The organism is Neorhizobium sp. 2083, from assembly GCF_031455615.1.
GTDB lineage: Bacteria > Pseudomonadota > Alphaproteobacteria > Rhizobiales > Rhizobiaceae > Neorhizobium.
The window spans coordinates 1,308,797-1,332,945 of sequence record NZ_JAVDTC010000001.1 but is presented as its reverse complement, the minus strand read 5'-3'; the positions used below and the strand labels follow the sequence as shown (position 1 = coordinate 1,332,945).

The following is a 24,149-nucleotide window of genomic DNA, read 5'->3' as shown; positions in this document are numbered from 1 at the left end:
TTAAGGACCTCCTAAAGCAGTGTCGCCCGAAATCGGATACCGGTTCCGGGATAGCGACATGCGTCGAACAAAAGCTTGAAGCGGAGGGCCTGAATATGATCAGGTTTTCGTGCGTGAAGGCGTCAGGCAGAGAGTTTCATGACGGCGAAGAAGAAACCCAAGGTCTATATCACCCGTAAGCTGCCGGACGCGGTGGAAACCCGCATGCGCGAGCTCTTCGAGGCCGAACTCAATATCGACGACACGCCCCGTTCGCGCGACGAGCTGGCCGCCGCGATGAAATCCGCCGACGTGCTGGTGCCGACCGTGACGGACCGGATCGACGAGGCGCTGATCGAAGAGGCCGGCCCGCAGCTGAAGCTGATCGCCAGCTTCTCCAACGGCATCGACCATATCGATGTCGATGCCGCCGCCAAAAAGGGCATCACCGTCACCAACACGCCGAACGTGCTGACCGAGGACACGGCCGACATGACCGTGGCGCTGATCCTCGCCGTCAACCGGCGGCTCGCGGAAGGGTCGCGCATCCTCACCGACAAGCCCGGCGAGTGGAGCGGCTGGAGCCCCACCTGGATGCTCGGCCGGCGGACCTGGGGCAAGCGCATCGGCATCGTCGGCATGGGCCGCATCGGCACCGCGGTCGCCCGCCGCGCCAAGGCCTTTGGCCTGTCGATCCATTACCACAACCGCAAGCGCGTCAGCCCGACCACCGAGGAGGAGCTGGAGGCGACCTATTGGGACAGCCTCGACCAGATGCTCGCCCGCGTGGATATCGTCTCTGTCAATTGCCCCTCGACGCCGGCGACCTTCCATCTTCTCTCGGCGCGGCGGCTGGCGCTGATGCAGCCGAGCTCGATCATCGTCAACACCGCCCGCGGCGACATCATCGACGAGGCGGCGATGATCCAGCTTTTGCGCGACAACAAGATCGCCGGCGCCGGGCTCGATGTCTACCAGAACGAGCCGGCGGTGAACCCGAAGCTCGTCAAGCTCGCTCATCAGGGCCGGGTCGTGCTTTTGCCGCATATGGGCTCGGCGACGATCGAGGGCCGGATCGACATGGGCGACAAGGTGATCATCAACATCCGCACCTTCTTCGACGGCCACCGTCCACCGAACCGGGTGCTTCCGGGCCGCAACTGATCAGTCGAGGCGCTTCTGCATCTCGATGGAGGTGATGCGGGTAAAGCCGGGATGGGAGTTCTCCGCCGTCCTGACAAAACCCCATCCTGCGAAGGTCGCGTGGTTGCCGGCGAGTTCGATGCGGGTTTCGAGCCGCAGTGCGGGCAGGCCCTTCTCTCTCGCGATCTCTTCCGCGATCGTCAGCAGCCGGCGGCCGATGCCCTTGCCCTGGCTGGCCGGGGCGATGGCGAGCTTGCCGATATAGAGGGAGCCTGGCTCCGGCTTCAGGAAAACGCAGCCGATGAGCCTTCCTTTTTCGATCGCCGCGAACGCGATCTCGTCACGGGCCTTCTGGGCGAGCGAGGCGAGCGTCAGGCGATGGGCGGAGGAGGGCGGGTCGATTGTGCCGTCCATATAGGCGAAGGACGAGAGGATGAGCGCCAGCAGCTCGTCCCAGCGTCTGAAGTTTTCACCGATTCGGAGAAGTTCGATAGCTGCCGGCTCGGTCACTCGGCGGCAGCCTTGGTCGTGCGGCGCTTGTATTTGATCGTGTCGAAACGGGCCGACAGCGAATCGTAGAGCATCAGCCGTCCGACCAGCGGTTCGCCGATGCCGGTGACGAGCTTGATCGCCTCCATCGCCATCAGCGTGCCGATCACCCCGGTCAGCGCGCCGATGACCCCGGTCTCCGCGCAGGAGGGGATCAACCCCGCCGGCGGCTTTTCCGGAAAGAGGTCGCGATAGCCGGGATTGAACACGCCGTCCGGGCCAGCCTCATAGGGTTTCATCACCGTGACCGATCCGTCGAAGCGGCCGACCGCCCCTGTCACCAGCGGTATCCGGGTGTGTTCCGCGGCATCGGCGGCTGCGTAGCGGGTGTCGAAATTGTCCGAACCGTCGATCAGAAGGTCGAACAGGGCGAGCTTGCGCGCCGCCCATTCTGCGGAAAAGCGTTCCTCGAAATCGACGACGCGGACATGCGGGTTGAGGCGGGCGATCGCCGCGCGGGCGCTCCGCGTCTTCAGCTCGCCGATCGTGCCGGTATCGTGGATGACCTGCCGCTGCAGGTTGGAGAGGGAAACCACGTCGTCGTCGATGATCCCGAGCGTGCCGATGCCCGCCGCCGCCAGATATTCGAGGATGGGCGCGCCGAGCCCGCCGGCGCCGATCACCAGCACGCGGGCGTTCTTCATCTTCTGCTGCCCTGCGCCGCCGATTTCCGGCAGCAGGATATGGCGGCGATACCGCTCGATCTCGTCTTGGCTCAGTTTTTCCGGGGTCGGGTTTTCCATGGTGGGATCGTACCACCGGTTGCCGGACCGCGTAAGATGGATTTCATCCGCCGATACCGCCATGCGCGACGTCAAAGAACTGCGCGCGGTCGGCAAGCGCGGAAAACATGCTCCGGTCGGTGCCGGTCATGAAGGACTGGCCGCCGAGGCCGTGGACGAGATCGAAGAGAGCCGCCCGCCTTCCTTCGTCGAGATGGGCGGCGATCTCGTCGAGCAGCAGGATCGGCGCGTAGCCGGTCATGTCGGCGGTCAGCCGTGCATGGGCAAGCACGAGGCCGATCAGCAGCGCCTTCTGTTCGCCGGTCGAACAGCGCGCCGCTTCCATATCCTTCTCGCGGTGGCGCACCAGAAGGTCGGAACGGTGCGGGCCGTCGAGCGTCCGGCCGGCGGCGGCGTCGCGGCCGCGGCCGTTGCGCAGCATGTCGAGATAGTCCTCCTCGAGATCGGCGGCCGGGCGGTCCATCGCGGCGTCCATGAAGCCTTCGAGCGTCAGGACCGGTGTCGGGAACGGCGTCTCGCCGGAATTGGCCGACAGCCTCCTCAAAAGCCCCAGCATTTCTTGTCGTGCGGCGGCCATGGCGATGCCGAGGCCCGCCATCTGCGCCTCGATGGCGGACAGCCAGGAAGGGTCGAAGCGGCCTTCCGACAGCAGCCGGTTGCGGCTCCTCATGGCGCGCTCGAAATCGCTCGCCCGGCGGCCGTGGGCAGGATCGAGCGACAGGACGAGCCGATCGAGGAAACGGCGGCGGTCGGAGGATCCGCCGGTGAACAGCCCGTCCATCGCCGGCGTCAGCCACAGGACGCTCAGGTGGTCGGTGAGCTCCTCGGTCGATTTCGCCGGCGTGCCGTTGATCCTGAGCTTGCGGGTGACGCTTTCGCTTTCGCCCGGCTCGATGCCGGTGCCGATCGAGACCTCGCCGTCCATGCCATCGACATCCGCAAAGATCGTGAACCCGCCGGCGGCGGCGACGCGGGTTACGTCGGAGAGCACGGCCCGGCGCAGTCCTCGGCCCGGCGACAGGAAGGAGACGGCTTCCAGCAGATTGGTCTTGCCTGCGCCGTTCTCGCCCGTCAGCACCACATGCCGTCCGTCGAGCGCCAGCGCCGCTTCCGCATAATTGCGGAAATCGGTGAGCTTCAGCCGGGAAAGGGAGGTCTTCTGCGCCATCGGGAATCTTGGGTTGTCATCGAACAGGAGCTAAGGACTCCGGGCCCGGATGGCAAGCTTTGCTTCGGGGAAGATTGTGGTCCCGCTCACCGAAGCTCTTCCAACAGGATGGCCGACTGCACTGGACCATGACCGAGCGCACTTTCTGGAACCTTCTTTATCAAGGCAACTCTAATTTGTGAGTGCTGATAAACTAGGGGGTATGGCTAACAACACGTTAAAACTTCGTCCCTAGAAATAGCCAGCACGCATACGCATCCCTTATCCGAATGGCAGCGTAGGCGCTTTCAATCTCCGGAGACCTCCATGAAAAACCAGAACCATCAAGCCGATCTTGCCGAACGCCTCGAATTTGTGGGCCTCGGCCAGGAGCAGCGGCGGTCTCTGGCCGAGATACAGCCGATCATCAAGGATACGATCGGCGCCGCGCTCGACGCCTTCTACCGCAAGGCCAAGAGCAATCCTCAGACCGCGAAATTTTTCTCCAGCGATGCGCATATCGCCCATGCCAAGAGCCGCCAGGCGGCCCATTGGGAGGGCATAGCATCCGGCAAATACGAGGCCGAATATGTGGAAGGGGTTTCCACGATCGGCCGCACGCATGCCCGTCTCGGTCTCGAACCGCGCTGGTATATCGGTGGCTACGCGCTGATCCTCGATGGCATCATCCGTGCCGTGGTGGCTCGTGAGATTACCGGCTTTTTCCAGGACAAGAAGGCCAAGGTGCTGTCCGAGCATCTCTCGGCGGTGGTCAAGGCAGCGCTGCTGGACATGGATTACGCCATCTCCGTCTATCTTCAGGTGCTGAGCGACGAGCGCCAGCGCGCCGAAGCCGAACGGGAGAAGGCCAAGACCGAGCAGGACGCGGCGCTCGGCGCGCTCGATGGGGCGCTGAAGAGCCTGTCCGGCGGTGATCTGACATCGGAACTCTGGCAGGAATTGGCGCCGAATTTCGCCCAGCTGCAGAAGAACTACAATTCCTCCGTCGGCGCTCTCGACGCGGCGATGCGCGAGATCAGCACCTCGGTTGAGCAGGTGCGCGCCGAGGCGGGCGGCATTTCGTCGGCCGCCGAAAACATGGCCAAGCGCACGGAACAGCAGGCCTCAGCGCTCGAGCAGACGGCCGCGGCACTCGAGGAGATCACCACGATTTCCGGCCAGGCCGCGCAGCGGACCCGCGAAGTGCAGGTGATCGTGCGCGAATCCGCCTCGGAAACGGTGCGCTCCGGCAAGGTGGTCGAAGAGGCGATCGCCGCGATGGGCGATATCGAGCAATCCTCCCAGAAGATGACCCAGATCATCGGCGCGATCGACGAAATCGCCTTCCAGACCAATCTTCTGGCGCTGAATGCAGGCGTGGAAGCGGCCCGCGCCGGCGAACAGGGCAAAGGCTTCGCCGTCGTCGCGCAGGAAGTCCGTGAACTGGCGCAGCGGTCCGCTGCGGCCGCCAAGGAAATCAAGGAACTGATCGACCAGTCTTCGACGGACGTCCATCGCGGCGTCGAACTCGTCAACAAGACGGGACAGGCGCTGGTCGGCATCGGCGATCGCGTCAAGTCGATCGACGACCATATCGGCTCGATCGCCCGCTCGGCGCAGGAACAGGCTTCCGGCATCGAGGAGATCAATTCGGCGATCCGCAGCATGGACCAGATCACCCAGCAGAACGCCGCGCTGATGGAAGAGACCAACGCCTCGACCCAGAGCCTGGTCGGCATCAGCGGCCGGCTGGCTTCGCTGCTCGACCGTTTCAAGACGAGGGCCGTGCGGGAGACCCGCGTCGAGCGCCAGCGCCTTCGCGCCTGATCTTCAACCCGGAACATGGACCGGGCGGTTCCGGTCGGCTAGTGTTGCCCCGCTTTCAGAGGAGCAGCCTATGACCGACCAGGACCGCCCTTCCTGCATTACCCACTGGAGCGATATCGAAAGGCCCGATACGCGCACCTATCGTGGCGACGACGAGCTGATGTCGGTGGGCGCGGCGCTTGGCCGGCATTTCGGGCTGACGCGGCTCGGCATCCACCACGAGCGATTGCCACCCGGCCGCCGCACGTCCTTCCCGCATGCGGAAAGCGCCGAGGAAGAGTTCGTCCATGTCATCGAAGGCACGCCCGATGTCTGGCTGGATGGCGCGCTCCATCGCCTGAAACCCGGCGATTCCGTCGGGTTTCCCGCCGGCACCGGGCTCGCGCATACGTTCATCAACAACACGGATGCCGAGGTCCGCCTGCTCGTGGTCGGCGAACCGAACAAGCCGGACAATCGTATTTATTATCCCAGACATCTCGACATGAAGCAGCGCCGTCCGGACTGGTGGGACGACGCGCCGGAACGGCCACTGGGCCCGCATGACGGCATGCCGGACAGGGTCAGGGCCTGGAAGGCCGAGAAAGCAGCAAAGGAAAGCGGCGGTGAGTGACGAGGAAAGACTGGTCAAGCTTGAGGAGCTGGCCGCCCATCAGGCCAAGGTGATCGAGGAATTGTCCGACCAGCTCGCCGAGCAGTGGAAGGTGATGGAGCAGACGCGCGCCAAGCTCGACCGGCTGACCGAGCGGTTTCTGACGCTCGAGGAATCCTCGCTGGAAGCGCCGGCGATCACCAGGCCGCCGCATTATTGATCATGCTCGCCGCTCGGCAGCGCCGCGCATGCGCCGCGCCGGAGCGCGCGATCTCCCCGAAGGGTCGGGGTTGACCGGACGAGGTTCGGGGACCTACGGGGCCCTCAGGCCATGGACGAGGTGGCGGACCACGAGACGCAGCTCGTCAGGCGTAATATCCAGCCGGTCGGTGAGCAGTCTCTTCCACACAAAGCTCGTAATGATCTCCATGGCGAGCTCGGGCACCACCCAGTCGGCCACTTCGCCTCGGGCCTTTGCCCGGCGGAATATCTCGCCCCCCTGCTGGTATCGGTCGGCCATGTAGGCGGCGAGCGCCTTGCTGGCCGCCGGGTCGGTCTGGGCTTCGGCGATGACGGAACGGAAAACCGCCCCCCCGTGACCGGTGTTCCAAAACTCGAGCAAACCGTTCAGGAGCTGGAAGATATCGGTCTCGATCGTGCCGGTATCCGGCGCGATGTCGACGTATTTCTGGCGGTGGTAGACATCCAGGAGCAGGGTCGCGCGCGTGGGCCACCATCGGTAGATGGTCGGCTTTCCCGCATGGGCCCGCCGGGCGACGGCTTCGATCGAAAACGCTCCGAGCCCCCCCTCGACGAGGATGTCCTCCGCAGCGCGAAGAATAGCATCCTGGCTGTCGGGGTTGCGTTGCGCACCGATCGAGGTGCGGCGGGCCGGCGGCGCCTTTTTTCCCGTCATGAAGATCTTCCGGGAAAAATTTCAATCGCCATGGCACAAATCCTCTTGAACGAAACGGACCGTTTCGTTATATGAGCGCAATCGAAACGGATCGTTTCTATCAAGGTCACGATAACCACAATAACGTTCGCCCTCAATCCCTTGCACGCACCAAGCCTGAGGAGGCCCAATTGCAACCCACGCCCACCCGCGTCAATCCCTCGAAGGCGCGCCTTTCGCTCGTCATGATCCTCGCCGTCTATCCGCTGATCACGACGCTTCTCTATATCCTTGCGCCGCTCACCGAGGGCTGGGCGGTATGGCATCGAACGATCCTGATCGCCCCGATCATGGTTCTGTCGATCGTATTTGTCGTGGCGCCGGCGATCCAGAAATATTTCGGCTGGTTTGTGGCCCGCATGCCGCCCCCGGGTAAAGTAAGATGATTTGACGGGTGTCAACCGGCGCGCCGAAAATCCTGCTAGAGGGAAGCCGCCGGGCCATGCCGGCACGTCAACAGGCAGCGCAATGACCCCCACGGAATTTACCCTCGCCATCTTCCTGCTTCTCTGCACGCCGGGGCCGACCAATACGCTGATGGCGCTTGGGGGATATGCGCAGGGCTGGACGAAGAGCCTGCCGCTGATCGCCGGTGAAATCGGCGGTTATCTGCTGGTGATCGTGCCGGTCGCGGCGCTTGCCACCCCTTTCTTCGATGCCTACCCCCAGGCTTCGGTCTGGGTGAAGCTTACGGCCGGCGCCTGGGTGCTTTACCTCGGTTTTCGCCTGTGGGCGTCCGGAAAGCAGGCGAAGGAAACGGTGGAAGTGTCCCTCCGGCAGGTTTTCGTCACCACGGTTTTGAATCCCAAGGCGCTGATCATCGCGCTCGTCATCATGCCGCATGGCGGCCTTTCGGCCCTGCTGCCCTGGCTCGGGCTGTTTGCCATGCTGGTGCTGTTGGCCGCCAATGGCTGGATCGCCTTCGGCAGCCTGATGCGGAGGACCGAACGTTTCGAGGTCAGACCGATCATCGTGCGCCGCACCGCCGCCGCCTGCCTCTTCCTCTTCGCCATGATCCTCGCCGGCGCGTCGATCCAGTCGCCGGCCTGAAAACAGGCCGGCCGAAATCGCCGACTCCGGGATGATCTGAACAGACGCGAATTTTGGGCGTTGAGGGTTGTCGGCGTCGGGGCGCCTCGGCCGTCCTTTGTTGGAAGAGGCCAACGCCTTATCGATCGGACAGACAAACCGGAGAACGAAACATGGCGCTCAAGCGGATGGATAACGTTGGAATCGTCGTCGAAGACCTCGAAGGGGCGATCGATTTCTTTCGCGAACTCGGCCTCGAGTTCGAAGGACGGGCCATGATCGAAGGAGAATGGGCGGGACGTATCACTGGACTCGGCGACCAGCACGTGGAGATTGCCATGATGCGCACGCCGGACGGCCACAGCCGGATCGAGCTCTCCCGCTTCCTCAGGCCCGCAGTGGTCGCAGACCACCGGAACGCCCCGGTCAACGCTCTGGGCTACCTCCGCGTGATGTTCGCCGTGGATGATATCGACGACACGCTTGAAAGGCTGCGCAGGCGCGGCGCGCAGCTCGTCGGCGAGGTCGTCCGGTATGAAGACGCGTACCGGCTTTGCTACATCCGCGGGCCCGAAGGGTTGCTCATCGGGCTCGCGCAGGAACTCGGCTGAGCGCAATACGAGGACGGACGCCGCCTGTTCGAGGTCCATCCGTCCCCGCTCGGCACGATAAAGCGTCACCCTGGACCGGTCGCCAGCCAGAGCCACCTTCAGCAGTCCGAAAGGCCCGCAAGCCAGAACGCGCCCCATGAAAAAGCCGCCCGCAACGGCCTGTCGCGGGCGGCTTCAAAATTGGTTTCGCGAAACCTCAGCCTTCGAAGAATTCCTTCATACGGGCGAAGAAGCCCGTCGATTCCGGATTGTTCTCCTTCGAGGACAGTTCCTCGAATTCCTGCAGCAGCTCGCGCTGCCGCTTGGTGAGCTTCTGCGGCGTCTCGATCTGGATCTGGATGTAGAGATCGCCCGTCTGGCTGGATCTCAACACCGGCATGCCCTTGGCCTTCAGGCGGAACTGTTTACCCGGCTGGGTGCCTTCGGGCACCGTCACGCGGGATTTGGTTCCGTCGAGGGTCGCCACGTCGAACGTACCGCCAAGTGCAGCCGTCGTCATGGAGATCGGCACGGCGCAATAGAGGTCGGCGCCGTCGCGCTGGAAGAACTGGTGCGGTTTTACCGACAGGAAGATGTAGAGGTCTCCTGCAGGTCCGCCGCGCGTGCCGGCCTCGCCTTCGCCCTGCAGGCGGATGCGGGTGCCGTCCTCGATGCCGGCCGGGATGTTGACCGACAGCGAACGTTCTTCGGTGACGCGGCCCTGGCCGTGGCACTTGCCACAGGGGTCGGTGATCGTCTGGCCGCGGCCGTGGCAGGTCGGGCAGGTGCGTTCCACCGAGAAGAAGCCCTGGCTTGCGCGCACGCGGCCGGAGCCCTGGCAGGTGCCGCAGGTCTTCGGCTGGGTGCCGGGCTTGGCGCCCGAGCCGGAACAGACGTCGCAGGTGATCGAGGTCGGAACCCGGATCTGCGCCGTCTTGCCGGCAAACGCTTCTTCCAGCGTGATTTCCATATTGTAGCGAAGATCGGCGCCGCGTTCGCGGCCGCCGGACGAACGCCGAGCGCGTCCGCCGCCCATCATCTCGCCAAAGATGTCTTCGAAGATGTCGGAGAAGCCACCGGCGCCTGCGCCGGAGAAGCCGCCGCCACCGCCGCCCATTCCGCCGTGTTCGAAGGCGGCATGGCCGAAGCGGTCATAGGCCGCGCGCTTCTGGGGATCCTTCAAGGTCTCGTAGGCCTCGCCGATCTCCTTGAACTTCTTTTCGGCTTCTGCGTCGCCCGGATTCTTGTCGGGATGATATTTCATCGCGAGCTTGCGGAAGGCGCTTTTCAGCTCCTTCTCGTCGGCGGTCTTGCCGACACCCAGCGTTTCGTAAAAGTCTGCTTTTGCCATGGAGGTAACCGGCTCCGGAAAGGATTCCGGCTGCACGAAGGCAGCCGGATACTAGAAGGCAACTATGGTCGAGGTCTGATCATCAGGCAACCGGCGGATCAGGCGGACTTCTTGTCGTCCTTGACTTCTTCGTAGTCGGCATCGACGATATCGTCCTTGCCACCTTCGGAACCTGCGCCGCCTTCGGCCTGCTGGGCCTCGTAGATGGCCTGACCAAGCTTCATCGACACTTCCATCAGGGTCTGCGTCTTCGCCTGGATGTCATCGGCATCCGGCTCGGAGGCTTCGATGGCGGTCTTCAGCGAAGCGATGGCATCATCGATCGCCTTGCGGTCGGTCTCGGAAACCTTGTCGCCATATTCCTTCACCGACTTTTCGGTCGAGTGAACGAGGCTTTCGGCCTGGTTCTTGGCTTCGACGCCGGCACGGCGCTTCTTGTCGGCTTCGGCATTGGCCTCGGCGTCCTTGACCATCTTCTCGATCTCGGCGTCGGAGAGGCCACCGGAGGCCTGGATGCGGATCTGCTGTTCCTTGCCGGTGCCCTTGTCCTTGGCCGAAACCTGGACGATGCCGTTGGCGTCGATGTCGAAGGTGACTTCGATCTGCGGCATGCCGCGCGGCGACGGCGGCAGGCCGACCAGGTCGAACTGGCCGAGCAGCTTGTTGTCGGCGGCCATTTCGCGTTCGCCCTGGCTGACGCGGATCGTCACGGCCTGCTGGTTGTCCTCGGCGGTCGAGAAGGTCTGGCTCTTCTTGGTCGGGATCGTCGTGTTGCGGTCGATCAGGCGGGTGAAGACGCCACCGAGCGTTTCGATGCCGAGCGACAGCGGGGTCACGTCGAGCAGCAGAACGTCCTTGACGTCGCCCTGCAGAACGCCGGCCTGGATGGCAGCGCCGAGCGCGACCACTTCATCCGGGTTGACGCCCTTGTGCGGCTCCTTGCCGAACAGCTGCTTGACGACTTCCTGGACCTTCGGCATGCGGCTCATGCCGCCGACGAGAACCACTTCATCGATTTCAGCCGCGGTGACGCCGGCATCCTTGAGGGCTGCCTTGCACGGTGCGATGGTGCGCTGGACGAGATCGTCGACCAGGCTTTCGAACTTGGCGCGGGTCAGCTTCAGCGTCAGGTGCTTCGGGCCGGAAGCGTCTGCCGTGATGAACGGCAGGTTGATTTCGGTCTGCTGCGAGGAGGAGAGTTCGATCTTGGCCTTTTCGGCAGCTTCCTTGAGGCGCTGAAGGGCGAGCTTGTCGTTCTTCAGGTCGATGCCGTTGTCCTTCTTGAACTCGGCTGCGAGATATTCGACGAGGCGCATGTCGAAGTCTTCACCGCCGAGGAAGGTATCGCCGTTGGTGGACTTCACTTCGAAGACGCCGTCGCCGATTTCGAGAACCGAGATGTCGAACGTGCCGCCGCCAAGGTCGTAGACGGCGATCGTCTTGCCGTCCTTCTTGTCGAGGCCATAGGCGAGAGCGGCAGCGGTCGGCTCGTTGATGATGCGGAGAACTTCAAGACCTGCGATGCGGCCCGCGTCCTTGGTGGCCTGGCGCTGCGCGTCGTTGAAGTATGCCGGAACGGTGATGACGGCCTTCTCGACCTTTTCACCGAGATAGGATTCGGCGGTTTCCTTCATCTTCTGAAGGATCATCGCGGAAATCTGGGCGGGAGAATAAGCCTTGCCCTGTGCCTTGACCCAGGCGTCACCGTTGTCACCCTTGGTGATGTCGAAGGGAACGAGGCCCTTGTCCTTTTCAACGGTCGGATCTTCGTAGCGGCGGCCGATCAGGCGCTTGACGGCGAAGAGGGTGTTGGTGGGGTTGGTCACCGCCTGGCGCTTGGCCGGCTGGCCGACGAGGCGTTCGCCGTCATCGGAAAATGCGACCATGGAGGGCGTGGTACGCGCGCCTTCGGCGTTCTCGATCACCTTAGCATCTTTGCCGTCCATGATGGCGACGCAGGAGTTGGTGGTTCCGAGGTCGATGCCAATTACTTTTGCCATTTCTTCTCTCTCCTTTAAGCGAACCGTCGGAACCCCTTTAAGGCATTCCACTGACGATTCCTCGACTGGGATGGTTTCGCAGCATCGGCTGCGGTCATGCGGCGTATATAAGGACGGGTTTTTAGGACTGCAAGGCGAGAAATCGCCCGGATCCGAGCAAAAAGAACAGTTTGCCGAGCAATACTGGGAATACGCTTCACTGGCCCATGATCACGTCGAAAAGCGTGGTCTGCCTCGGCTGGCCCCTGGGGCCCGCAACACCGACCTCGCCGGGCGGAACGGGGCCGCCGCCGATCGCGCCCGGCGGCATTGGAGCGGGCGAATCGTAGGGGCCGCGATACTGCCGATAGTCGCGGACCGGGACTTCGCCGGGCGGTATCACGTCACTATGGCGGCCGCGGTCGCCATAGACCGGCCGGTTGTCGTAGATTTGCCGGCCGTCCCGGTTGTCATAACCCTGATTGTCGCCATAGACGGGCCGCACGCGGGCCGGCTCCCGTTCGATCGAGGCGGAATCCTGGGCAGGAGGGCGCGGCGCCGGCGGATAATCTGTGGGCAATTCCTCCTGGGTGCGGCGGCTGCCGGGCAGGATGCCGGAAATGATGTCGCCGATCGTGGTCGAGGGCGAATCCGGCTGGGGTGCGGCAGGGGGCAGATCGAGGCCGCGGCCGGTGCCGAACAGCGGCGTCGGCGTGTAACCCTTCATCGCTGCCGTCATATATTCCTTCCAGGCCTTTGCCGGCAGGCCGCCGCCCGTCACCTTTTTCATGAAGGCGCCGTCGTCGTTGCCGAACCAGATGCCGGTCGTCATGATGCTGGTGTAACCGACAAAAAGCGCATCCCGGAACGACTGGGTCGTGCCCGACTTGCCGGCCGCCTGCCAGCCGTCGATCCTCGCGGCCTTGCCGGTGCCCTCGTTGATGACGCGGTTCATCATGCCATTCATCGTCGCGGCGACCGGTTCGCTCAAGACGCGCGGCGGATTGGCGTAGTCGGCCTCGTAAAGCACCTTGCCATCCGGGTCGGTGATGCGCTTGACGATATGCGGCGTCGCCTTGTAGCCGCCGTTCATGAACGACGCGTAGGCCGAAGTCAGCTCGACCAGCGAGACTTCCGAGGTGCCGAGCGCGATCGAGGCATTCGACTGGATGTCGGAATCGACGCCGAGCCGGTGGGCGAGGCTCACCACCTTGTCCGGCCCGACCTGCATGACGAGCTGCGCCGCGATCGTATTGAGCGACTGCGCGAAGGCGGAGGCCAAAGTCACCGGACCGCGGTATTTCTCGTCAAAATTCTCCGGAGACCAGTTACCGATCTTCACCGGCGCGTCGTTGACGATCGAGTCCGGCCGGGCGCCGGCTTCGAGCGCGGCGGCATAAACGAAGGGCTTGAAGGCGGAACCCGGCTGCCGTTTTGCCTTGACGGCGCGGTTGAACTGGCTCGTCGCATAATCGCGGCCGCCGACCAGCGCCCGGATCGCGCCGGTCGCATCGACTGAGACGAGGGCCGCCTGCGAGGCGTTGAGCTTGCCGCCCTCCTTCTTGAGCACGTCGTTCAGCGACTTTTCGGCGGCGGCCTCAAGGCGCATGTCGAGCGTCGTTTCGACGGTCACATCGACCTTCGGCTCGCCGATCAGGCTTTTCACCTCGTCGACAACCATGTCGGCGGCATAATGCTGGGCGCCGGTCCAGTAGCTCTTGGCCTTGGTCGGCGGCTGCGACATGGCGGTCTTGAGGTCGCTGTCGGTAACGTAGCCTTCCTCGCGCATGGTGCCCAGCACGACCTGGGCGCGGGCTTCGGCCGCCTTCGGATCGCGGGCGGGTGACAGGCGGGAGGGGGCCTTCAGCAGGCCGGCAAGCGTCGCCGCCTCGCCGAGATTCACGTCGCGGGCGGACTTGTTGAAATAGCGCCGGGAGGCCGCCTCCACGCCATAGGCGTTCGAACCGAAGAACACCCGGTTCAGATACATGGCCAGAATCTGGTCCTTGGTGAACTTGTGCTCCAGCCAGAAGGACAGGAGTACTTCCTGGATCTTGCGTTCGAACGTGCGGTCGGGCGAGAGGAACAGGTTCTTGGCGAGCTGCTGGGTGATGGTCGAACCGCCCTGGATCGGCTGGCCGGTCAGGTTGTTGACGAAGGCGCGCGCCAGGCCCAGCGGATCGACGCCGAAATGGGAATAGAAGCGGCGGTCCTCGATGGCGATGACCGCCTGCGGCAGGTAGGGCGACATTTCCTCGAGCGCCAGGGCTTCGCCGCCGGTCGAGCCGCGATTGGCGACGACCGAGCCGTCGACGGCGGTGATCTTCATGTTCGGCGGACGGTCCGGAATAGACCAGGTGCTGGCGGCCGGCATTCTGGCGCCGTAATAAAGCACAAGCCCTCCGACGCCGATGCCGGCCCAGATGCCGAGCACGAAACACCAGTAGACCAGTCTGCGCAACGGCGCGAAAAAGCCGCCGCCCTGGCGACGAGGTGGAGCTTTTTTGTTGCGGGAGGGGCGGTTGCGTTCCGGGCGCTCGTCGCGATCCTCGCTTTCGGCTCTCGATGGGCGCCTGCCGGGCCGGCCGTTGCCCACGACCCGTTCGTCAGCGTCGAGACGGAAATCGTCGCTCGGCCGCGAACCTTCGAAGGATGGCTCAACGCGTTTGTCTGATCTGCCTCTGGCTGCCATGGTGAGCCGGCATACCCCCGTTACGCGCCTGTCAAAACAGGCTGTTACTCGAATGTCTGATCGCCCAAGCTTTCGCTGGACTCTAAATGCGGCGATTTAAGGAGGCGTAAAGGAATGGTTTATCGCCCGGTACTTCTTGAATCGCTTGACTTCCATTTCTATTTATGAGAACAAATAGAGAACATTTGGAGGGTGCTGATGAGCAGAACCGAACAGGTGATCGAACGCGCAATGGCCGCAGTCGCGGCATCGAAGGCCCTGCGTGAGGCTGAAGCCCAGCGCCGGCGCGAGACGTTCCAGAAGATCCAGATCGCCAACCAGCGACGCCCGAATATTCCCAAAGGCATCCAGCTGCCGCTGGACCTTCATTGAAATGCCGCAACGCCCTGCAATGCAGGGTGTTCGTCTATGTCACAAAAGCTGACCCAGAACATATCCGACCTTAAAAAAATCTGATTCCTGATGGAACAAGGAGGCAAGATCCGCGTTATGACGGATTCCGCCTTGGAGGAGGGGAGGATATGCACAAAATCGTTGAGGCCGTTGTCCGCAACGGCGACCAGCGTGTTCCGGTCGGGCTGGTCACCGTCAAGCAGGCGCTGGAAATACCTGAAAAGGGGATGCTGGAATTCAGCCATCCCGCTTATGAAGCTGGAAAGACGGATATTTTCGTCAACCGCGAGACCCTTTCAAAGCTGATGTGATCGCCTCCGGGCGACGACAAACAGATAATAGGATGGCAGCCCGAAACGCGAATTCGTGATTTCGGGTTCATTGCGTTGCGGGTTACCTTTGTTTTTGCAACCACAGCGAAAGGAGAATGGCATGAAGACAGTTCTCGTCATCGCCGCCGTGCTCGGCCTGTCGTCCACCGCAGCCCTTGCGGAATGCGCCGGCCACGACGTCACGGCGTCCGCCAAGGTGGACAAGGAAGTCACCACGGCAAGCATCGCGGCTCCGAAAATGGACCCCCGCGAGGAAGCCGCCGTGCTGAAGCAGTCCGAAGGGCAGGCTAAAGTCACCGAATAGTCGTTTTGCCCGCGCCGGTCTCCCTTGGCGCGGGCTTCGTTTCTCGTCGGGCGAGATCCCTCCTTTTCGGAACGGACGCCGAAGACGGAACCTCCTGTTCTGCTTGTGTGTTGTTTCCGGAAAAGGAGACGTCCATGGCCAAGAAGAACCTCACCGCCGGCTTTACCGGTGATGTCGCTAAAGAGACCGGCGTAACCGCCCGCACGAAATCCGCCGTTGACCATGTCAGGGACGAAGCGGGCATGGTGGCGGCTCATGCCGTCGATCATCCTGCAGCCACAGGCTCGGCAGTCGCAGTCGTCGGCCTGCTCGGTCTGGCGGTCGGCTATATGCTCGGCGTGTCGTCGGCTTCCCGCGACCGGCGCTGGTATCGTTAGGGTGATTGGTTTTTCTGGCCACGGAACTGACGCCTCGGAACCGTGTGGCAGTTCAGCCGTTGGCTCTTCGACAGGAAAAGGAGGCCATCATGCCGAACCGAAACCCTATCCCGACGCCCAGCCCTGAAACCCCGCGCGGCCCGACGCCGACAGACGGGGTTCCGGACCGCGTCCAGGAAAAACCACCGCTGACCCCGGCGCAGGATCCGGGCGACAGCAGGAACCCCCAGGATCCGACGCTCGATCCAGCCCTTCTGCCGATTGGCGATCCCGCCGGCATGGCATAACCCACCCTTCAGCTTCGTCGCCGCGACCGCGGATACCCTCAATGGACCCGGATAGGTAGTATTCCCTACGGGTCCACCCTTATATTGCACCCGTCGATTATTGTTATTGTCAATTTATTAGCCAAGGCTCAAAATCCGGGCTCCTGTGGCTTGTAGACCTTTGGTCCCCGCTGCCGATAAGGCCGGCGCAAGGCCGTCGCAATAGAAGGCCGCTGGTAATTTCCTCCGGCCCCGTTGCAGAACAGGGCGCGGCGGGAGGGGCCGCCGGTGGGGGCTTTATGATCGGGAGGGTTAGATGCCTACGCAAATGGTCCGAAATCCTGTCAATCCCGAGCAGCTCAGTCTGCTGCAGCAGGTCTTTGATCAGGCCTGCGCCGAACATGAAATCGATAAGGCGAGCCCCGATGCGGAGGCGCTGGCGCTGATCCTCGTGAACTCCCTTCAAAAGGGTTCGGACGACAAGGAAAAGCTCGCAGCGCTTGCGGAGGCGCTTGCCAAAAGCCGTTAGGCTTATTGCCCGGAGGAGGAACCTATCGGGCCTTCGACAGTTGACCGATCTCTCGCTCAACCAAGGAGGCCGGTATGGCAGAGCCAATCAGAAACCTGAATACAACCGTGAAGTCGGAGACGCCCTCCTTCGATCACGAACCCAGCGAAAACTTCAAGACGGAAATTGCGACACTTCGCTCGGAGATCGCCAGCCTGCGTGAGATGCTGGCTGAAAAGACCGGCGCCGCATATGACAAGGTCGCCGAGCGTGCAGGCAGCGCCGCGAGCTATGTCCAGAGTGAAGCGAGTTCGGTTGCCGGCACGATCCGCGAACATCCAGCCGCCACGACGACGCTGTTCACCCTGATCGGCGCCATAGGCTTTGCCATCGGTTATGTGGTTGCGACGGCTTCGGCGGAAAGCAAGCACGCCTGGTACGATCGCTATCTGAACGGTCGTTTCTAGGAGACCCCATCACCGTCCGAAACAGGATCCTGACCGACATCGACCCAGGTCGCTGCGGTCAGGTCCGCCATGCGTTCAGGGCTGATGCGCACCGCGGCATTGATGGCGCCGGCCGCGGGAACCACTTCCGAAAACTTCCTCAGCGACACATCGCAATAGATGGGGATCGGCGAAGGCAGCCCGAAGGGGCACACGCCGCCGACCGGATGGCTGGTGATCTCAGCCACGTCATCGCCGCCCAGCATGCGCGGCTTGGCGCCGAAATGATCCCGGAACTTACGATTGTCCAAACGGCTGGTTCCGGACATCACAACAAGCGCTGTCACGTCACCGGCCCGCACGCAGATGGTCTTGGCAATCTGCTCGGGTGCCACCCCATGGGCGGCTGCGGCCAGCGGCACCGTCGCCGAACTTTGCTCGGTGATGATGACGTCGATGTCGGGGGCGTGGACGGCGAAAAAGGCGCGGACGGATTCGAGGCTCATGCTTGCGAAATTGGCGCAGGTTGCCGCCCGCGGCAAGTGGCCAGTGAAGCCATGCGAGAATTGCAATGCTGCACTGCGATATCGTGACTGTTTTTTAAGCTTGGATTCTCTATATTCAAATCATCGGCGGGCGCACTCCTCCTCCCAGCGCCTCCGATGGGACCGACAACACCTCCTCCTCCCAGTTGTTGGTCAGTATCGGAAACCCGGCGCACCTCCTCCCGCGCCGGGTTTTCTGTTTTATGCGCCTTGAAAACGTTGACGATTTCGCTTTTGAAAGCAGCGCTTAAATTTCCCGATCTTGACCTTTTTGCGCGAAGACCCTATTTGGTTCGCCATCGATATTTGTTTGATAGCCAGCACTAAGCGCCTTGCGGCGTTTGCGACGATCTCTCTTCAAATACGAAACTTCAACGTTCCAGGCGCGAGCGTGGAATAGTCGGTCATATTTGCAAGGGAAAGGCATCGTTATGGCTACCGGTACTGTAAAGTGGTTCAACGCAACCAAGGGCTACGGCTTCATCCAGCCTGACGACGGTTCGCAGGACGTCTTCGTTCACATCTCAGCCGTTGAGCGCGCCGGCCTCGGCCAGCTCAAGGACGGTCAGAAGATCTCCTACGAACTCGTCAGCGACAAGCGTTCGGGCAAGGTTTCTGCAGACCGCCTCCAGGGCGCATGATCTGCTGAAGACCAAGGTCTTGAGATTGGAAAGGCCGGCTCGTCCGGCCTTTCTGCGTTTTGGAAATGCCGCATTCCATTGTTTAGAGAAATTCTAAGTTTAACCTCTTGTAAAGGCAGAGCACCGTTCCCATCTGGGGATCAATAGCGTTTCCGGCGCACCGCGTGGTCGGGCTTCACAAAGCTTCAGCGATCATGCGTGTCAGGGCAAATACGGGCGACCGTGCCGTCTCGAAGCAGTTTCCATATCCGCGTTAACGGAATGTTTACCTCGCAGAGAGACGATGACCGCTAGAGCCGCGGTGATCTGAAAAGGTCGAAAGTGGCCGCGCCGGAAATGCTTGTCCCATCTAGAGTGACCACGGATGTACTGGCACCAATGAGTGGGAGTGGAAAGGTCGGGCTTGCCCGGCCTTTTTGTTTTTTGGGCTGGCGTGGAGACACGTCAGCCCTTTTGCGTTTCAAGCTCAGGCAGCGAGTGCTGCGATGATGCGCGCCCAGGAGCGGATGCCCTTGTGGAAGGAGCGCAGGTCGTATTTTTCGTTCGGCGAATGGATGCGGTCGTCGCTGAGGCCGAATCCGACCAGCAGCGATTCCATGCCGAGCATCTTCTGGAAATCGCCGACGATCGGGATCGAACCGCCGACGCCGACGACCAGAGCAGGCTTCGGCCATTCCTCCGAAAGCGCAGTTTTCGCCTTGGTGAGCAGCGGGGAATCATAACCGAGCTGGATCGCCGGCGAACCGCCATGCTTCAGGAACTCCACCGAACAATCGGCAGGGATCTTCGAGCGCACATAGGCGCGAAAACTCTCGCGGATCTTTTCCGGGTCCTGGCCGCCGACGAGACGGCAGGACACTTTTGCCGAAGCCTTCGAGGCGATCACGGTCTTGAAACCCTGCCCCTCGTATCCGCCGCTGATGCCGTTGAATTCGCAGGTCGGCCGCGCCCAGAGCAGTTCGAGCAGCGAGCGGCCCTTTTCGCCGGCCAGTTCCGACAGGCCCACCTCGCCGAGGAAATCGCCGCGTCCGCTGACCAGGCTCTCCCAGGCCGCCTTGATGTTGGACGGGGTCTCCTCGACGCCGTCGTAAAAACCTTCGAGCGTCACACGGCCGGTATCGTCATGCAGGCCGGCGAGGATTTTCGACAGGATCTGGATCGGGTTTGCGGCCGCCCCGCCATACATGCCGGAATGAAGGTCGCGATTGGCGGCGGTGACGATGACTTCCTCGCCGACCAGACCGCGCAGCGATGCGGTGATCGCCGGCGTATCCGTGTCCCACATGCCGGTATCGCAGACCAGCGCGTAATCGGCCTTCAGTTCGGCGGCGTTGGCTTCCAGGAAGGGCGTCAGCGACGGCGAGCCGGATTCTTCTTCGCCTTCGAAGAGAATGGTGACGCGCACCGGCAGCGAGCCATGCACATCCTTATAGGCACGGCAGGCCTCGACGAAGGTCATCAACTGGCCCTTGTCGTCGGCAACGCCGCGGCCGGTCAGCACCTTGCGGCCGGGGCCCAGCTCCTTGACCTTGGGATCGAAGGGATCGTCTTCCCAGAGTTCGATAGGGTCGATCGGCTGAACGTCGTAATGGCCGTAAAACAGCACATGAGGCGCATCCTCGCTGGCGCCCGGGTGATGGCCGACGACCATCGGATGGCCGGTCGTATCCCGAACCGACGCCTCGAAGCCGAGATCCTTCAGTTCAGCCGCCAGCCATTCGGCCGCCTTCCGGCAATCGGCCTCGAAGGCCGGGTCGGTGGAGATCGACTTGATGCGGACGAGGCCGAACAGGCGCTCGAGACTTGCAGGAAGGTTCTGGTCGGCGCGGTCGAGGACGGAGGAAAGATCGGTCATGCGGAATCCTGTCTTTGAAGTGCGAGACCCCGAGCCCAGGAGGCCGGAAGCGGTCCAACGTTTCGAATGCCCGACCTTGTTAGCAAGTCCGGGGCGCAAGAGACAATGGTAAAGCGCGTGAGGGGCGAGCGTCCTAGCCCAAACGCCTCGCCCCGCAGCCGAGCCCGTCGATGGCGTGGAAGGCGAGGACAGCAAGAGCGCCAAGCGCCGCCGTGATCGAAAGCGACCAGATGAAACCCAGCCATTGCATGGAGAATGCCAGGACGAACGGGGCGATGGCCGAGGCGATCAATCGGGCCGACATCATCTTGCCCTGCAATTTGCCGTAACCTTCGCTGCCGAACAGCGTCAGCGGAAGGGTTCCGGTGACGATGCTCAAAAGCCCGTTACCCATGCCGAAGATGACGGAAAACAGCATCGCTCCGGGCACCGACGGCGCCGTCAGGACCAGGACCAGAACGCCGACCGGAAGCAGCGTTGCCCCGATCAGCGCGAGGCGAAGCGGCTGCAAGTTTCGGCCGAAAGTCATATTGATAAGCCGGCTAATCACTTGGGAAGGGCCGAACAATGTGCCGACAAGAGCCGCACTCGTGCCGAGACCGAGGCCCGAAAGCAGCGGTACCATGTGGACGAGCACGGCGGAGCTCACCAGCGACTGCAGCGAAAAGCCGGCGACCATCAGCATAAAGCCCATGAACCGAAGCTCAGGCGACAGAATGCCCTCGGTTCGGACGGGTGCGTCCGGGGACGCGGCCTTTCGCAGCGCCTCACCGCGCGACAGCCAGGCATGCAGCGGCAGGCAGACCAGCAGGTTGAGCGCCGCGAACACGAGGTAGACATCCTGCCAGGAAAGATAGGCGTGCAGGGTGGCGGTAATCGGCCAGAAGATCGTCGAGGCGAAACCGGCGATCAGGGTGAGATAGGTGATGCTGCGCAGCGCAACCTGCGGCCGAAGCTGCACCAGAAGGGCGAAAGCAGCGCCATATTGGACGAGATTGGCGGCGACCTCGATCGCAATCAGCGCCATGACGAACGTGGCCTTGCCGGGGGCCATGGCGCAGGCGACCAATGCCGCGGCGGCAGTGGCCGAGCCGATGGTCATCACCCGGCCGGCGCCGATCCGGTCGGACAGCGCCCCGAGCCACGGTGCGGCGAGCCCGCCGATCAGAAGCGCGACTGAAAACGCCCCAAATATCCACTCGCCGGACCACGAGAAATATGCCGCCATGTCCGGCGCAAGGATGCTGAAACTGTAATAGAGGGTGCCATACCCGATGATCTGCGTGACGCCGAGCGCCAAAACGGCGGCAACGGGCATGCGTTCAGACAATGCGTTTGCCTTCGGCGTCGAGCACCTGCTCGCCGTCCTCCTTGGCGAAGGGACCCTTGTGGGTATCCGGCAGAATGTCCAGGACCGCCTCGGACGGCCGCGCCAGGCGGGTGCCGAGCGGCGTAATGACGAATGGGCGGTTGATCAGGATCGGATCCTTCAGCATCGCGTCGAGCAATTGATCATCGGAAAGCGCCTGGTCGTCGAGGCCAAGCTCCGCATAGGGCGTGCCCTTCTCGCGGATCGCCTGCCGCACGGTGAGCCCCGCATCCGCGATCATCTGGATGAGCTCACCGCGCGTCGGCGGTGTCTTCAGATATTCGATCACGGTCGGCTCGATGCCGGCATTGCGGATCATGGAAAGCGTGTTGCGCGAAGTGCCGCAATCGGGATTGTGGTAGATGGTGACGTCCATGGTCATTCTGCGCCCTTCATATGTGCGAGCGGTTGGGTAAGGGGTTTGCTCTCCGCCAGCAACCAGCCGGTGAGCAGCAACGCCACCGAAGCGCCTGCGATCTCGGCAAGGATGAAGCCCGGAAGGTCGCCGGGCCGGATGCCGGCAAAGGTATCGGTGAGCGACCGTGCCATGGCGACGGCCGGATTGGCAAACGAGGTCGAGGCGGTGAACCAGTAGGCGGCGGTGATATAGAGGCCGACCAGCCACGGAATAGCGTCGGAGCGGAAGCGCAGGCCGGCGAGGATCGTGAGGACGAGGCCGAAAGTGGCAACCACCTCGGCGAGCCACTGGCCCGGTCCGGTCCGGATCGTGGCGGATACCTGCCAGAGCGGCAGATCGAACATCGCATGCGCCAGAATAGTCCCGGCGACACCGCCTGCAAATTGCACGGCAATGTAGAAACATGCCACGCGGACGGGTATCTCCCGCCTCAGCGCAAACACCATCGTGACCGCCGGATTGAAATGCGCTCCTGAAATCGGACCGAGCAGCGTGATCAGCACGACGAGCATGGCGCCGGTGGGGATGGTGTTGCCGAGCAGCGAAATCGCCACATCCGCCGACAGCCGGTCGGCCATGATGCCGGAGCCGACCACGGTCGCGACCAGCATGGCGGTGCCGAGGGCTTCGGTCGTCAGTCGGCGGGACAGGTCGAACATGGGGATCAACCTGCCTTCGGCAAATCGCGGCCGATTTCGTCGAGATGTTTCTGCAGCGCGAGCTTGTCGAGCGTGGTCATGGGCAGGCTGGTGAATATGGAAATGCGGTTGTGCAGCATGCGGTATGTTTCCGCGAATGCAAACCGTCGCTCGGCTTCTTCCCCCTCGGCAGCGGCCGGATCCGGTACGCCCCAATGCCCGTCATCGGCTGGCCCGGCCAGACCGGGCAAGACTCGCTGGCGGCGTTGTCGCAGACGGTGAAGACGAAATCCATCTGCGGCGCGCCCGGCGCGGCAAACTCATCCCAGTTCTTCGAGCGGGCAAACTCCGTCCGGTAGTTCAGACCCTTCAGCAGGTCGATCGTATAGGGATGCACTTCGCCCTTCGGCTGGGAGCCGGCCGAATAGGCCTTGAATTTGCCCGTGCCGAGCCGGTTGAGGATCGCTTCGGCGATGATTGAGCGGGCGGAGTTGCCGGTGCAGAGAAAAAGAACATTGTAAACGCGATCGGCGGTCATTGCAGGTTCTCCTTGGGTGCAGGGGCGCAGCAGGCGGCCACCTCGGCGGCCGGCGCGCAGATCTCCGGATGCCCGGCGCAGCAGTCTTCCATCAGGAAGCGGACGAGGCCGCCGAGCGCTTCGAAATTGGCGGAATAGATGATCGAGCGGGATTCCCGCTGCTGGGAGATGAGGCCGGCCCGGTCCAGCTCCTTGAGGTGAAAGGACACGTTCGAGGGCGATACGTCCAGCTTCTCGGCGATCGTCCCCGCCGCCATGCCGGCCGGTCCGGCCACGACCAGCATCCGGACGATCTGCAGGCGGGTTTCCTGCGAGAGTGCGCCGAATGACGCGAGGGCTTGACGTTCATCCATATTTCAACAATCCTTGAATCATTGAAATATGGAGTAACCCAAATGAACGCGATAGACAAGCCGGTTCTGCAGGACGATATCAGCCTGGGCTTCCTGCTCGATACTTTGGCGGGTGCCAGCGATCAGCCCCTGGTATTCTACTACGACGGGCGACCGGTAAGGCCGGGTTATCATGTCACCGAAGTCAAGGCGGGCCAGTTTTCCGCTCTGGATTGCGGCGCCAATCCCGAAGCCTGGTCGGAGATTTTCGTGCAGCTCTGGGATATCGAGGAGGTCGACCGCAACCATATGACGGCGGGCAAATTCTCGGCGATCATCCGCAAGGTGTCCGAGCATGTGAATATCGACGGTTCGGCAAAACTGACGTTCGAAGTCAGCGACGGGATCCGGCCGATGCAGCTCTATTGCGCGTCGACGCCTGTCCTTCGCAACGGCGCATTGCATGTGGAACTCGCCGCCCGCCCGGCAAGCTGCAAGCCGCGCGATCGCTGGCTGGCGGAGGAAAACCGCAAGACGGCTTCCTGCTGCGGACCGTCCGCCGCAGCCGGTGCCTGCTGCCCGTGATGATTCAAGGTCGGCGGGAATGCGCG

The 24,149-nt window shown here is 62.7% G+C and carries 29 protein-coding genes and 1 pseudogene; 16 read left to right on the top strand and 14 right to left on the bottom strand.

Going from position 1 to position 24,149, the window contains the following annotated elements:
* Nucleotides 1-138: 138 nt before the first annotated feature.
* Complete coding sequence (locus J2X76_RS06915; RefSeq protein WP_113130978.1) at nucleotides 139-1,143, top strand: D-glycerate dehydrogenase; 1,005 nt, start codon at nucleotides 139-141, stop codon at nucleotides 1,141-1,143.
* Here the strand turns inward: J2X76_RS06915 and J2X76_RS06910 are convergent, their stop codons facing one another.
* Genes J2X76_RS06910 through recF form a run of 3 tightly spaced genes read right to left on the bottom strand, consistent with a single transcriptional unit; the run spans nucleotide 1,144 to nucleotide 3,582 of the window.
* Entirely contained in the window at nucleotides 1,144-1,614 is a 471-nt protein-coding gene (locus J2X76_RS06910; RefSeq protein WP_310214758.1) for a GNAT family N-acetyltransferase, read from the bottom strand. It lies immediately after the preceding gene.
* Nucleotides 1,615-1,628: 14 nt separating this feature from the next.
* Nucleotides 1,629-2,414 (bottom strand): molybdopterin-synthase adenylyltransferase MoeB, encoded by a 786-nt coding sequence (locus J2X76_RS06905; RefSeq protein ID WP_113130985.1) that lies wholly within the window; start codon nucleotides 2,412-2,414, stop codon nucleotides 1,629-1,631.
* Between the two features lie 43 nt (nucleotides 2,415-2,457).
* Nucleotides 2,458-3,582, bottom strand: a complete 1,125-nt coding sequence (gene recF / locus J2X76_RS06900) for a DNA replication/repair protein RecF (RefSeq protein ID WP_310214264.1) — start codon at nucleotides 3,580-3,582, stop codon at nucleotides 2,458-2,460.
* A 306-nt stretch (nucleotides 3,583-3,888) separates the two neighbouring features.
* On the opposite strand from recF, the gene J2X76_RS06895 reads away from it, so the two are divergent.
* From J2X76_RS06895 to J2X76_RS06885, 3 genes are all read left to right on the top strand, one after another.
* The gene (locus tag J2X76_RS06895; RefSeq protein ID WP_310214262.1) at nucleotides 3,889-5,388 is read left to right on the top strand and encodes a globin-coupled sensor protein; all 1,500 of its coding nucleotides are present in this window, start codon (nucleotides 3,889-3,891) and stop codon (nucleotides 5,386-5,388) included.
* Between the two features lie 70 nt (nucleotides 5,389-5,458).
* On the top strand, nucleotides 5,459-6,001 hold the full coding sequence (locus J2X76_RS06890; protein ID WP_310214260.1) for a cupin domain-containing protein: 543 nt from the start codon (nucleotides 5,459-5,461) through the stop codon (nucleotides 5,999-6,001).
* Nucleotides 5,994-6,200, top strand: coding sequence for a SlyX family protein (locus tag J2X76_RS06885; protein ID WP_113130974.1), 207 nt, complete (start codon nucleotides 5,994-5,996; stop codon nucleotides 6,198-6,200). The genes J2X76_RS06890 and J2X76_RS06885 overlap by 8 nt, the downstream gene beginning before the upstream one ends.
* A gap of 93 nt (nucleotides 6,201-6,293) precedes the next feature.
* Here the strand turns inward: J2X76_RS06885 and J2X76_RS06880 are convergent, their stop codons facing one another.
* Complete coding sequence (locus tag J2X76_RS06880) at nucleotides 6,294-6,896, bottom strand: TetR/AcrR family transcriptional regulator (protein WP_113130973.1); 603 nt, start codon at nucleotides 6,894-6,896, stop codon at nucleotides 6,294-6,296.
* 170 nt (nucleotides 6,897-7,066) lie between these two features.
* On the opposite strand from J2X76_RS06880, the gene J2X76_RS06875 reads away from it, so the two are divergent.
* From J2X76_RS06875 to J2X76_RS06865, 3 genes are all read left to right on the top strand, one after another.
* Complete coding sequence (locus J2X76_RS06875; protein ID WP_310214255.1) at nucleotides 7,067-7,321, top strand: hypothetical protein; 255 nt, start codon at nucleotides 7,067-7,069, stop codon at nucleotides 7,319-7,321.
* Nucleotides 7,322-7,403: 82 nt separating this feature from the next.
* Nucleotides 7,404-7,985 (top strand): threonine transporter RhtB, encoded by a 582-nt coding sequence (locus J2X76_RS06870; RefSeq protein ID WP_310214251.1) that lies wholly within the window; start codon nucleotides 7,404-7,406, stop codon nucleotides 7,983-7,985.
* A gap of 152 nt (nucleotides 7,986-8,137) precedes the next feature.
* On the top strand, nucleotides 8,138-8,575 hold the full coding sequence (locus J2X76_RS06865) for a VOC family protein (protein ID WP_113130970.1): 438 nt from the start codon (nucleotides 8,138-8,140) through the stop codon (nucleotides 8,573-8,575).
* Between the two features lie 196 nt (nucleotides 8,576-8,771).
* Here J2X76_RS06865 and dnaJ read toward each other — a convergent pair whose 3' ends face one another.
* From dnaJ to J2X76_RS06850, 3 genes are all read right to left on the bottom strand, one after another.
* Nucleotides 8,772-9,905: a molecular chaperone DnaJ gene (gene dnaJ, locus J2X76_RS06860; protein ID WP_113130969.1), complete on the bottom strand. Its 1,134-nt coding sequence runs from the start codon at nucleotides 9,903-9,905 to the stop codon at nucleotides 8,772-8,774.
* A gap of 98 nt (nucleotides 9,906-10,003) precedes the next feature.
* On the bottom strand, nucleotides 10,004-11,905 hold the full coding sequence (gene dnaK, locus J2X76_RS06855; protein WP_310214248.1) for a molecular chaperone DnaK: 1,902 nt from the start codon (nucleotides 11,903-11,905) through the stop codon (nucleotides 10,004-10,006).
* 196 nt (nucleotides 11,906-12,101) lie between these two features.
* Nucleotides 12,102-14,576 (bottom strand): PBP1A family penicillin-binding protein, encoded by a 2,475-nt coding sequence (locus tag J2X76_RS06850; RefSeq protein ID WP_310214247.1) that lies wholly within the window; start codon nucleotides 14,574-14,576, stop codon nucleotides 12,102-12,104.
* A 198-nt stretch (nucleotides 14,577-14,774) separates the two neighbouring features.
* Between J2X76_RS06850 and J2X76_RS06845 the strand changes: the two genes are divergently transcribed.
* From J2X76_RS06845 to J2X76_RS06815, 7 genes are all read left to right on the top strand, one after another.
* Nucleotides 14,775-14,948: a hypothetical protein gene (locus J2X76_RS06845; protein ID WP_172716916.1), complete on the top strand. Its 174-nt coding sequence runs from the start codon at nucleotides 14,775-14,777 to the stop codon at nucleotides 14,946-14,948.
* A 149-nt stretch (nucleotides 14,949-15,097) separates the two neighbouring features.
* Nucleotides 15,098-15,280, top strand: coding sequence for a hypothetical protein (locus J2X76_RS06840; protein WP_113130966.1), 183 nt, complete (start codon nucleotides 15,098-15,100; stop codon nucleotides 15,278-15,280).
* 121 nt (nucleotides 15,281-15,401) lie between these two features.
* Entirely contained in the window at nucleotides 15,402-15,605 is a 204-nt protein-coding gene (locus tag J2X76_RS06835) for a hypothetical protein (protein WP_113130965.1), read from the top strand.
* A 134-nt stretch (nucleotides 15,606-15,739) separates the two neighbouring features.
* Nucleotides 15,740-15,982, top strand: coding sequence for a hypothetical protein (locus J2X76_RS06830; protein WP_113130964.1), 243 nt, complete (start codon nucleotides 15,740-15,742; stop codon nucleotides 15,980-15,982).
* 89 nt (nucleotides 15,983-16,071) lie between these two features.
* Nucleotides 16,072-16,269, top strand: coding sequence for a hypothetical protein (locus J2X76_RS06825; RefSeq protein WP_310214243.1), 198 nt, complete (start codon nucleotides 16,072-16,074; stop codon nucleotides 16,267-16,269).
* Between the two features lie 295 nt (nucleotides 16,270-16,564).
* On the top strand, nucleotides 16,565-16,777 hold the full coding sequence (locus J2X76_RS06820) for a hypothetical protein (protein ID WP_007754286.1): 213 nt from the start codon (nucleotides 16,565-16,567) through the stop codon (nucleotides 16,775-16,777).
* Nucleotides 16,778-16,851: 74 nt separating this feature from the next.
* Complete coding sequence (locus J2X76_RS06815) at nucleotides 16,852-17,223, top strand: hypothetical protein (protein ID WP_113130962.1); 372 nt, start codon at nucleotides 16,852-16,854, stop codon at nucleotides 17,221-17,223.
* Here the strand turns inward: J2X76_RS06815 and J2X76_RS06810 are convergent.
* Nucleotides 17,220-17,708, bottom strand: coding sequence for a YbaK/EbsC family protein (locus J2X76_RS06810; RefSeq protein WP_113285066.1), 489 nt, complete (start codon nucleotides 17,706-17,708; stop codon nucleotides 17,220-17,222). The genes J2X76_RS06815 and J2X76_RS06810 overlap by 4 nt on opposite strands.
* 470 nt (nucleotides 17,709-18,178) lie before the next feature.
* Here J2X76_RS06810 and J2X76_RS06805 point away from each other — a divergent pair, with 470 nt between their 5' ends.
* Nucleotides 18,179-18,388: a cold-shock protein gene (locus tag J2X76_RS06805; protein ID WP_007754264.1), complete on the top strand. Its 210-nt coding sequence runs from the start codon at nucleotides 18,179-18,181 to the stop codon at nucleotides 18,386-18,388.
* A 466-nt stretch (nucleotides 18,389-18,854) separates the two neighbouring features.
* Here J2X76_RS06805 and J2X76_RS06800 read toward each other — a convergent pair whose 3' ends face one another.
* The 6 genes and pseudogenes from J2X76_RS06800 to J2X76_RS06775 form a co-directional block, all read right to left on the bottom strand.
* Entirely contained in the window at nucleotides 18,855-20,243 is a 1,389-nt protein-coding gene (locus tag J2X76_RS06800) for a M20/M25/M40 family metallo-hydrolase (protein WP_113130961.1), read from the bottom strand.
* Between the two features lie 133 nt (nucleotides 20,244-20,376).
* Nucleotides 20,377-21,561 (bottom strand): arsenite efflux MFS transporter ArsK, encoded by a 1,185-nt coding sequence (gene arsK / locus J2X76_RS06795; RefSeq protein ID WP_310214756.1) that lies wholly within the window; start codon nucleotides 21,559-21,561, stop codon nucleotides 20,377-20,379.
* Nucleotides 21,562-21,565: 4 nt separating this feature from the next.
* On the bottom strand, nucleotides 21,566-21,994 hold the full coding sequence (gene arsC, locus J2X76_RS06790) for an arsenate reductase (glutaredoxin) (RefSeq protein ID WP_113130959.1): 429 nt from the start codon (nucleotides 21,992-21,994) through the stop codon (nucleotides 21,566-21,568).
* Entirely contained in the window at nucleotides 21,991-22,689 is a 699-nt protein-coding gene (locus J2X76_RS06785) for an MIP/aquaporin family protein (protein ID WP_113130958.1), read from the bottom strand. The genes arsC and J2X76_RS06785 overlap by 4 nt, the downstream gene beginning before the upstream one ends.
* A gap of 5 nt (nucleotides 22,690-22,694) precedes the next feature.
* Nucleotides 22,695-23,206, bottom strand: a pseudogene (locus tag J2X76_RS06780) (arsenate reductase ArsC).
* Entirely contained in the window at nucleotides 23,203-23,559 is a 357-nt protein-coding gene (locus J2X76_RS06775) for a helix-turn-helix transcriptional regulator (RefSeq protein WP_113130956.1), read from the bottom strand. Before J2X76_RS06775 ends, J2X76_RS06780 begins: the two are co-directional and overlap by 4 nt.
* Nucleotides 23,560-23,601: 42 nt before the next feature.
* On the opposite strand from J2X76_RS06775, the gene J2X76_RS06770 reads away from it, so the two are divergent.
* Nucleotides 23,602-24,123 (top strand): DUF6428 family protein, encoded by a 522-nt coding sequence (locus J2X76_RS06770; RefSeq protein ID WP_310214235.1) that lies wholly within the window; start codon nucleotides 23,602-23,604, stop codon nucleotides 24,121-24,123.
* Nucleotides 24,124-24,149: the final 26 nt, after the last annotated feature.

Bases quoted from the DNA above. Each gene is read 5' to 3' on its own strand.
- dnaJ (WP_113130969.1), bottom strand. From the start codon at position 9,905: ATGGCAAAAGCAGACTTTTACGAAACGCTGGGTGTCGGCAAGACCGCC.
- J2X76_RS06825 (WP_310214243.1), top strand. From the start codon at position 16,072: ATGCCGAACCGAAACCCTATCCCGACGCCCAGCCCTGAAACCCCGCGC.
- arsK (WP_310214756.1), bottom strand. From the start codon at position 21,561: ATGCCCGTTGCCGCCGTTTTGGCGCTCGGCGTCACGCAGATCATCGGG.
- J2X76_RS06820 (WP_007754286.1), top strand. From the start codon at position 16,565: ATGCCTACGCAAATGGTCCGAAATCCTGTCAATCCCGAGCAGCTCAGT.
- J2X76_RS06800 (WP_113130961.1), bottom strand. From the start codon at position 20,243: ATGACCGATCTTTCCTCCGTCCTCGACCGCGCCGACCAGAACCTTCCT.
- J2X76_RS06830 (WP_113130964.1), top strand. From the start codon at position 15,740: ATGGCCAAGAAGAACCTCACCGCCGGCTTTACCGGTGATGTCGCTAAA.
- J2X76_RS06845 (WP_172716916.1), top strand. From the start codon at position 14,775: ATGAGCAGAACCGAACAGGTGATCGAACGCGCAATGGCCGCAGTCGCG.
- J2X76_RS06895 (WP_310214262.1), top strand. From the start codon at position 3,889: ATGAAAAACCAGAACCATCAAGCCGATCTTGCCGAACGCCTCGAATTT.
- J2X76_RS06835 (WP_113130965.1), top strand. From the start codon at position 15,402: ATGAAGACAGTTCTCGTCATCGCCGCCGTGCTCGGCCTGTCGTCCACC.
- J2X76_RS06890 (WP_310214260.1), top strand. From the start codon at position 5,459: ATGACCGACCAGGACCGCCCTTCCTGCATTACCCACTGGAGCGATATC.
- J2X76_RS06805 (WP_007754264.1), top strand. From the start codon at position 18,179: ATGGCTACCGGTACTGTAAAGTGGTTCAACGCAACCAAGGGCTACGGC.
- dnaK (WP_310214248.1), bottom strand. From the start codon at position 11,905: ATGGCAAAAGTAATTGGCATCGACCTCGGAACCACCAACTCCTGCGTC.
- recF (WP_310214264.1), bottom strand. From the start codon at position 3,582: ATGGCGCAGAAGACCTCCCTTTCCCGGCTGAAGCTCACCGATTTCCGC.
- arsC (WP_113130959.1), bottom strand. From the start codon at position 21,994: ATGACCATGGACGTCACCATCTACCACAATCCCGATTGCGGCACTTCG.
- J2X76_RS06810 (WP_113285066.1), bottom strand. From the start codon at position 17,708: ATGAGCCTCGAATCCGTCCGCGCCTTTTTCGCCGTCCACGCCCCCGAC.
- J2X76_RS06850 (WP_310214247.1), bottom strand. From the start codon at position 14,576: ATGGCAGCCAGAGGCAGATCAGACAAACGCGTTGAGCCATCCTTCGAA.
- J2X76_RS06815 (WP_113130962.1), top strand. From the start codon at position 16,852: ATGGCAGAGCCAATCAGAAACCTGAATACAACCGTGAAGTCGGAGACG.
- J2X76_RS06870 (WP_310214251.1), top strand. From the start codon at position 7,404: ATGACCCCCACGGAATTTACCCTCGCCATCTTCCTGCTTCTCTGCACG.
- J2X76_RS06865 (WP_113130970.1), top strand. From the start codon at position 8,138: ATGGCGCTCAAGCGGATGGATAACGTTGGAATCGTCGTCGAAGACCTC.
- J2X76_RS06785 (WP_113130958.1), bottom strand. From the start codon at position 22,689: ATGTTCGACCTGTCCCGCCGACTGACGACCGAAGCCCTCGGCACCGCC.
- J2X76_RS06905 (WP_113130985.1), bottom strand. From the start codon at position 2,414: ATGGAAAACCCGACCCCGGAAAAACTGAGCCAAGACGAGATCGAGCGG.
- J2X76_RS06880 (WP_113130973.1), bottom strand. From the start codon at position 6,896: ATGACGGGAAAAAAGGCGCCGCCGGCCCGCCGCACCTCGATCGGTGCG.
- J2X76_RS06840 (WP_113130966.1), top strand. From the start codon at position 15,098: ATGCACAAAATCGTTGAGGCCGTTGTCCGCAACGGCGACCAGCGTGTT.
- J2X76_RS06775 (WP_113130956.1), bottom strand. From the start codon at position 23,559: ATGGATGAACGTCAAGCCCTCGCGTCATTCGGCGCACTCTCGCAGGAA.
- J2X76_RS06915 (WP_113130978.1), top strand. From the start codon at position 139: ATGACGGCGAAGAAGAAACCCAAGGTCTATATCACCCGTAAGCTGCCG.
- J2X76_RS06770 (WP_310214235.1), top strand. From the start codon at position 23,602: ATGAACGCGATAGACAAGCCGGTTCTGCAGGACGATATCAGCCTGGGC.